General features: G+C 54.5%; 7 protein-coding genes. 1 reads left to right on the top strand and 6 read right to left on the bottom strand.

The genetic code is table 11. From position 1 onward, the window contains the following. Window positions 1–89: 89 nt before the first annotated feature. The gene (locus tag H6G53_RS18420) at window positions 90–362 is read left to right on the top strand and encodes a hypothetical protein (RefSeq protein WP_190535556.1); all 273 of its coding nucleotides are present in this window, start codon (window positions 90–92) and stop codon (window positions 360–362) included. Here the strand turns inward: H6G53_RS18420 and H6G53_RS18425 are convergent. The 6 genes from H6G53_RS18425 to H6G53_RS18450 all read right to left on the bottom strand — a co-directional run bounded on the left by H6G53_RS18425 (window position 359) and on the right by H6G53_RS18450 (window position 6,722). After that, window positions 359–496 (bottom strand): hypothetical protein, encoded by a 138-nt coding sequence (locus tag H6G53_RS18425; protein ID WP_190535560.1) that lies wholly within the window; start codon window positions 494–496, stop codon window positions 359–361. The two genes, H6G53_RS18420 and H6G53_RS18425, sit on opposite strands and share 4 nt — an antisense overlap. 438 nt (window positions 497–934) lie before the next feature. Further along, complete coding sequence (locus H6G53_RS18430; protein WP_190535563.1) at window positions 935–4,180, bottom strand: plasmid replication protein, CyRepA1 family; 3,246 nt, start codon at window positions 4,178–4,180, stop codon at window positions 935–937. A 592-nt stretch (window positions 4,181–4,772) separates the two neighbouring features. After that, window positions 4,773–5,162 carry a hypothetical protein gene (locus H6G53_RS18435; protein ID WP_190535566.1) on the bottom strand — a complete coding sequence of 130 codons (390 nt, stop codon included), beginning with the start codon at window positions 5,160–5,162 and terminating at the stop codon, window positions 4,773–4,775. Between the two features lie 12 nt (window positions 5,163–5,174). Beyond that, complete coding sequence (locus tag H6G53_RS18440) at window positions 5,175–5,579, bottom strand: hypothetical protein (RefSeq protein WP_190535569.1); 405 nt, start codon at window positions 5,577–5,579, stop codon at window positions 5,175–5,177. Beyond that, the gene (locus H6G53_RS18445) at window positions 5,572–5,769 is read right to left on the bottom strand and encodes a hypothetical protein (RefSeq protein ID WP_099534178.1); all 198 of its coding nucleotides are present in this window, start codon (window positions 5,767–5,769) and stop codon (window positions 5,572–5,574) included. Before H6G53_RS18445 ends, H6G53_RS18440 begins: the two co-directional genes overlap by 8 nt. Window positions 5,770–6,041: 272 nt before the next feature. Beyond that, window positions 6,042–6,722 (bottom strand): recombinase family protein, encoded by a 681-nt coding sequence (locus H6G53_RS18450; protein WP_190535572.1) that lies wholly within the window; start codon window positions 6,720–6,722, stop codon window positions 6,042–6,044. Between the last annotated feature and the right edge of the window lie 301 nt (window positions 6,723–7,023).

The following is a 7,023-nucleotide window of genomic DNA, read 5'->3' on the forward strand; positions in this document are numbered from 1 at the left end:
ACATATTACAGTCGTGTTGCAAAACGTATTGCGTCCATATTGCGAGTGTGATACCCTGCAATACATTCGTATTACGAGCGCAATACATCATGGCAAAACAGACTGTGAGCCTACGATTGGAAGCTGAGATGCTGGCTGCGATCGATGCCAAGGTTGCTGAGTTGGGAATTGATCGCACTGCCTACATCGCTGGGCTGATTGCTCAGGATCTAGGGCGCAATACAGACGCAATACAGACGCAATACGAACACGATACAAGCGTATTGCAGGGCGTAATACAGGACGTATTGCAGCAAGCATTGGCTCCGATCCATGCTGAGATTGCAGAACTAAAAAAGCCAGACGGGGCGATCGCGGCCTAACCCAACCGATCGCCCCGATAGAACCAACGCCCGATGAACCCAGCGCCCCAGGTATCAAGCCGGTGGCCGTGCCCATCCCACCCGATCGCCCTACGCTCTCGACTGCTGAATTTTTGAAGCTGCTGGCCGCGCAAGGGGTGGTTATCTCCGAACGATCGCTACAACGTCACGCGATATCGGGGGATTTTAGCGATCGATACCCCGGTTGGAAGGTAGCAAGGCCGGGTAAATCCTGGCTAATCAGCCCGATCGATCAATAAGCCCCCAATCCCCCGCGCCATAACGGTTTGGGGGTTTGTTTGTGTTTTTTCTGTGGTTTCCCGATCGCGCGCGTTCTGGTGGGGATGTTAAACCCCTTCCGCAGAGATTTGCGGAAGCTATTTTGTGCCAGTTGCAAAATCCAATCCCACCGCCAAAAATCGCTAAATCACTGTCAGGGCATAGCTTTCAGCGTTTTTAGGCAAATCGTACCTTTCCCTGGGGCCCCAGGGAAATGGAACGGCTCAGGGTGTGCCAGTTGGGATTGGACGATCGGGGCGATCGGTTGGATGGAGGGGCGCGGTTGGGGGCTGCTAGGCGATCGCCCGGTCGGGTTGGGGTGGATGGAGGGTGATCGGGGGGGCGATCGGGCGATTGGCTTCCTTCTCTGGGGGATTCTCCCCTGGCTTCTCTGCCTGCGCGGCCACACCCTCTATAAGGAGCTTGCTTAGGGGGTGTGGCCGTAGCTGTAACCCTTGTGTTCTATAGCTTTCGGCTCGATTGTTCAGATCGCGCTTAATCGACTCGATCGACTCAGGGGCGATCGCGTAGACCCGTTGCCGATCGCCCGTGCCCAGCCGTTTTGATTGGGCCTTGTACTCGAAATACCCCAGGCATTGCCCGAAAATTGCCTGATCACTCATTGCACGATGGGGCGTGAATCCGAACACGATCCGGGTTTCCTCTGGTTTTGCCCGCAGGCGATCGGCAAAAGTTTTTAGGGTGGAGCAATCGTCTGGGTTCCACCAGGGGTTGTCGATCGCCCATGCCAGGATATCCAGCCAGCCAAAGTAATTGGCCCCCACGGCCCTGAGTTGCCCCATTGGGAGATCTTGCGCCGGAATCGGCTGGCCCCATTGGGTGAGGCGATCGACCTTGCCTTGATCGCGGGTCAAGGCCGAATCCACCCACAGCAGATCCTCTAGGGCTAGAATTGCCCGCCGTCGCTTGCCTCGCTTATCGGCCTTGACTGCATCGATCGTCAGGGCGTTGGGGTCGATCCGGTAAAAATCGCAGATCTCAAAGCGTTCCAACTTCTGCCGATCGCTATAGGTCAAAACCCGTTTATCTCTCAGGGCTTTAGCCGTTTCCGGGGTGATTGCCTCATCGTCCAGAATCCCCCGATCACGGGCTTCCTTGACCCGTTTGCCCGCGATCGACCATAGCTCGATCGCTTCCTTGATTGCTGGGTTATCAGCGTTCTCGATCGCCTCTACCAGCTCCTCGATCGGCGCGACCTCTACGGCATGGCCAGCCGATTCCAGCCGCAACCGGATCTCAAGGCCAAAGTCTGCCATCGCCTCGTTTTGGCTGGCCAGCGCTTCATTGCGATAGGCGACCAGGGGGCTGGTGCGATCGGTGTTTTCTGCGATCACCCGATCGCCCATTGCCCCCGCGATCGCATTGGTGCGCCGATCGATATCCTTCTGGATGGCCTTGACCCAGCGTCCCTGGCTTAAGGAACTTGACCGCCCAAACCACGCGGCATAGACGATCCGGGGCACGGGTTTACGGACGCGCCCCAATTGCTGCATAGCGTCCCACGGGGCGATCGATTGCCCCTCAAAAATCCCGTAGACCCGATCGAAGTAGTCCCCCTCGATCGATACCCCGCTGGTGAGCGCTGGGGAACAAATCAGCAGCCGGATCCTGTGTTCCGATAGGAATTGATCGGGGTTCTCTGCGAATGCACGGGGTAGCGGATCCGCGCTGGTGTTGCGATCGAAGCGTAGGATCTCTGAGTTTTTTAGCCCCAGCTCTAGGGCTAAGTGCTCGATCCGTTCGGCCGTGGCTTGGGTATCGGTTACCAGGAAAACCCGCCGGCCGTTTCGCAGTGTCTTGGATAGTCGAGCAATAACCGAGATTTTGGCCGCACGGGTCGATCCGGCTAGCCCGCGCTTGCTGCCAATAAACTCGACTGGCCAGCAGTTGAGCTGGTAGGTATTTTCGAGAATCCAGGGCTGTTCGTTGCGAATAGAAGCGATGAAGTCCAATTCGATCGCCGTTAAGTCAGCAGATGCCAGGATGACCAAACCCGCGCCCTTAATCAGCTCGATCGCCCGTTGCATCAGGGCCGGCCGCTTGCCATCTTTGCCGCAAGTTGCACCCAAAATCAGATGGCGCAAGCCTTGATCGGCTTCATCCATCACAAAGATGTAGGAGCCGGGGGGGTAGTCAGCGGGATTAATCGACAGGAGCGAATCCCAGCAAAGGCTTAGGCGCTTGGTTGGTTGCCCATTTTTGCCCAGCTTTTGACCACGGAACCGATCGGTATCGTGCAAATAATCCAGCCCCAGACGATCGGCTAGCCCGCGCTGCAATGCTTCACGGTGGCCGGGGGCGATCACGTTGGGGTAGATATCCTTCAGGCAGTCCAAAACCAATCGAATCATCTTGGTTTTCGCCGTGCCCATCTTGCTTCCCAGAACCACGGTTCCGGTGCTGGGAATCGATCGCGGGTCGATCGCCTTGGCCAAGTCCGGCACGTTCACGACCATGCTGGGTTCGTAGCTGCCCAGCGGGTTTTGGAGCTTGTGGAGGATAGCCAGCTCACGCAACGGCCGGGCGGTGGCTAGGGCTTGCTCCCATGCGGCTAGCCCCTGATTCACAATCAGGTCATCAACGCCCTTATCGCGTCCCCCGGCGTTATCCCAGCGGGCGATCGCCACGGTGCAGGCCGCTTGCTCTAGGAGCTGGGCTAGCTTGCGGGTGGCTTTCCAGACGTTTTGGATCGTCTTGCGCTTCAGGTCACGGTCAAGGGCGATCGTGATGGTTCGGCCCTGGCTGGCAAACGGCTGTAGGTCTGCAATCAGATGGGGCCGGGCTAGCGGGTTTCCGCTGTCATCCGTTGCCCGATAGCCCCCGGTGCATCCCGTCAGCGCGATCGCGATGAACCCATTTGACAGCAGCGATAGGGCTTTTTTGGCCCCTTCAGTCAGGATGATAGGCAAATCGGCCCGGCTGGCCACCCAGCCCCAGAATGAGCCGATCGCCTCGACTTCATCACGCACGGTGGCAAAATACAGCCCGTGGCGCTTGCAAATTGCCCGCAAGGTCTGACGGTTAATCGGTGGCAAATATGCCCTGCTACCAGCCCCTGTAGGGGTTTCGTATTTGTTGAATCGCCCCGGCTTTTCTGGGTTGGGCCGGGGGTTCTGGGGCTTGATTTGCCAAACCTCACCGCTTTCCTGTAGCAGGAAAGCACCCGCGCTAAAGCGATGGGGCTTGCGGGTTTGGTAGTCACGGCTTGGGGGTTTCCATCCCAACGCCTCATGGATAGGCCAGCCTTCGGCCTCATGGGTGTACGGGTTGGTTTCCAGCTCATGCCGAACTTGGACGGCGATCGCAAACAGCTCTGGGGCGATCGCACTGCCCTGGCAAAATTCATGGCGAAAGTGGGCGATCGGGTCTAATCCCGCTAATCCCCCGCTGGATTGTGGCGATTGCGCTATAATCGAGGTGGATCCACCCTGAAACCGTTGTGGTGAGCGGTTTTCAGGTATGATATATACGCAAGCCGGGTTTGTTGCTAAACTTAAAGTGTGGGTGGTCATACCCATAAACAAAATCCTTGCTCCATTGGAGCGGCATCCATTTCTCTGAAGTGAAAACGCGCGAAGTTTGGCGACTGTGTGGCGTTTTCAACTATTGAAAAATGGGTTTACATTTGAAACTACGAAAGCCCCGGAAGCCTCATGCTGCCGGGGTTTTTGCTTTCTTTCCTAGAAACTGATCGAGGGTTACTAGGAGGAACTTGGCTCCGAGAGATGTTGAGCTTTGATGATTGTTCATTGATTTGTTTTCCGAGGGTATCACTAGCGCGAAAACAGAGCAGTTGCGTTCTCTCTTGAAGAGAAATTTGAATCACGGTAGTTAATCGTATTGCCTCCCCCGATTATAGACTATTTCCCCAGGTGATCAACCCTGTTCATTTTAAAGTGGGTGCTTCTTGAAACCCGATCAGGGTATGGAGTGTGTGAAATTGCTTATTTTTCAAAGTTCGCCGAAAAGATGCTTCTAATCGAAAAGTAGATAGTATGCGAATACTATCTACTTTTCAAAAAAAATGTGTGTCTTGCGGAGTATAAATCAAATTGAGTAGTGGTAATTTTTCCATTAGAAAGCCGTCCGTGAAACTTCAAACGGTCGAGGCTATGGGCGCAATTCTCCTAGAATTTCAATCACCCGCTGCATCTCTGTTTGCAAGCCGGTGATCTGTGTTTGGAGGGGTTCAAAGGCTTGGGCGATGCCCCGGTCGATCGCCTCAAGAATCGTATCGGTGCGCTCTTCCAGCTTTTGATCGAGCTGCTCAATGCGCTGTTCTACCCGATCCATGCGCTCGTTTAGGGCTGCGATCGCTTGGGTTAAATCGGCTGTGACCTGACGCAAGCTATCGATCGCGCGGGTATTGGAGGTCGTAGCCTCAATCAGCCCAGCGATGTGGGAAGCGTTCGATAAGTTGGTTTGAGCCAAGGTCATCACCGTGCCGGTGAGCTGCTGTAGCTGGCTCTCGATCGTGGTGACGCGAGCTTCGATGGTCATGGGCGATCGCTCCTAAGCCGGTTCTAGAACAGATTCAGCCATGGCAAGGTTCTGGGAAGCTCTGGGAACTTCACGCCACGTCTGTTCCTGTTGAGGCACGGGCGCAAATCGACAAGTACAGACGGCGATCGCCTCGTATTCAGTTTGAGTGGGTTTGGTACTAACAAACAAATCCACTGCTTCCACAACCCAATCGCCTGGACGCGACTGCATATCGTCGCCACCATCCGCATAGTTGGTGCGATAGAGCCGTGGCCGATCGCCCAGATTAGGCAATTTCCCAGTAAACGACCATTCCTCAGACAGCAGCCAGGTAAAGCCCCCAAAGGGCAATCGCATGACCGATTCAACCCCTTCAGGCAATGGGTGATCTTGGCTGGCAACGTACTGAATCCAGATGTTTTTGGCTTCATCCATTGCGGTCATCCTCAAAACTGGTTTGCTCCCCTTCAAAGACGCAATCCCACTTGAGGATGGGGTCTTTGGTTGGTTCGATGCGTTTCAAGTTTCCAAGCTGGTATTTACGCCCCATCGCCTTACAAAGAGAGGGATGGGTGACAGCATGGCGATTTTCCAAAGGTTCTATCTCATTTTGCGGATCGGTCACAGGCGATCGCTCCTTTTGTCGTCGGTATCCAATCCCGACCATTCATGAGGGGTGATGGGTATGTATTAACCCGTGGCAAGAGCTTTCTGTTTTCCTGGGGCGTGGTTTCTATTAGACAACCCCTTTAGATAATCGTATCGAAAGGGGGGTACTCCCCTAGCCCAGCGGAATCCCCCTGGGGCGCGTAAATTTTGCAGCCAATTTCGTTTCTGACTAGTCGGAAATGAAATTGACCGTGTTCGGCCCTTAAGGATCGAACACGGGCCACGCGATCATGCTGCCTTGCTATAGAGCCGGTCAATAATTGCCTTGACGCTGGTGTGGCTCCATTGCTTACCCCGCTTTGGCTTATAACCTTGCGCATTCAGATACTCTGCGATCGCCCGCAATGACTTGCCCGATTTGTGGTGACGGCGGATCACCTCGATCACGGCTTGCTCCCCTTCATCGGCCACCAGCTCCCCATCAACGGCCTTGGCTCCAAACTTAGGCGCACCGTAGGCATAGCCCCCTTTGCTGGCCTTAGCAGCCCGGCCGGTTTGGGTGCGTTCGTTGATAACGTCGCGCTCCAATTGAGCCACAGCAGCCATCACCGTCAAAATCATGCGGCCGGTTGGGGTGCTGGTGTCTACGTTCAGATCGAGCAATACCAGGGCTTTGTTAGCCGGTTGCAAGGTATCTTCCACCAGGGCCAGCACGTCACGGGTATTGCGGGCAATCCGATCGAGCTTTAAGGCAACGATGCCATCGGCATGATCGCGCACCAGATCGAGCGCGGCTTGAAATTCGGGCCGGTTGTCAGCATTCTTGCCACTGGCAACTTCGGTGAACACTTCCACCAATTCATGATTGAACGCAAGGCAGTAGGCTTTGATGCGCTCGATCTGAGAGTCGATCGAGGTGTTATCAGCTTGGGAATCACTGCTAACCCGTGCGTAACCTACCAATTTCATGATCAAGTCCTTGCGTTTCAGTGATTACAGTCTAACGCACTGTTTAGAAAATTTCAATAACTTAAACACTAAAGTAGCTAGAAAGCCTGCAAATAAAAGGCTAAAGTCTAATTTTGGTCTGAGGATATCGCAGAATCGGGGCAAGCTTGACAAAATCGCAATACGTAGTGTAATGCGTCCGTATTGCGCTGCATTGCGAAACATATTACAGTCGTGTTGCAAAACGTATTGCGTCCATATTGCGAGTGTGATACCCTGCAATACATTCGTATTACGAGCGCAATACATCATGGCAAAACAG

The organism is Limnothrix sp. FACHB-406 (assembly GCF_014698235.1).
Lineage (GTDB): Bacteria > Cyanobacteriota > Cyanobacteriia > CACIAM-69d > CACIAM-69d > CACIAM-69d.

Excerpts from the sequence above, each read along its gene's own strand:
- H6G53_RS18440 (WP_190535569.1), bottom strand. The coding sequence starts at position 5,579 with ATGGATGAAGCCAAAAACATCTGGATTCAGTACGTTGCCAGCCAAGAT.
- H6G53_RS18450 (WP_190535572.1), bottom strand. The coding sequence starts at position 6,722 with ATGAAATTGGTAGGTTACGCACGGGTTAGCAGTGATTCCCAAGCTGAT.
- H6G53_RS18430 (WP_190535563.1), bottom strand. The coding sequence starts at position 4,180 with ATGGGTATGACCACCCACACTTTAAGTTTAGCAACAAACCCGGCTTGC.
- H6G53_RS18420 (WP_190535556.1), top strand. The coding sequence starts at position 90 with ATGGCAAAACAGACTGTGAGCCTACGATTGGAAGCTGAGATGCTGGCT.
- H6G53_RS18435 (WP_190535566.1), bottom strand. The coding sequence starts at position 5,162 with ATGACCATCGAAGCTCGCGTCACCACGATCGAGAGCCAGCTACAGCAG.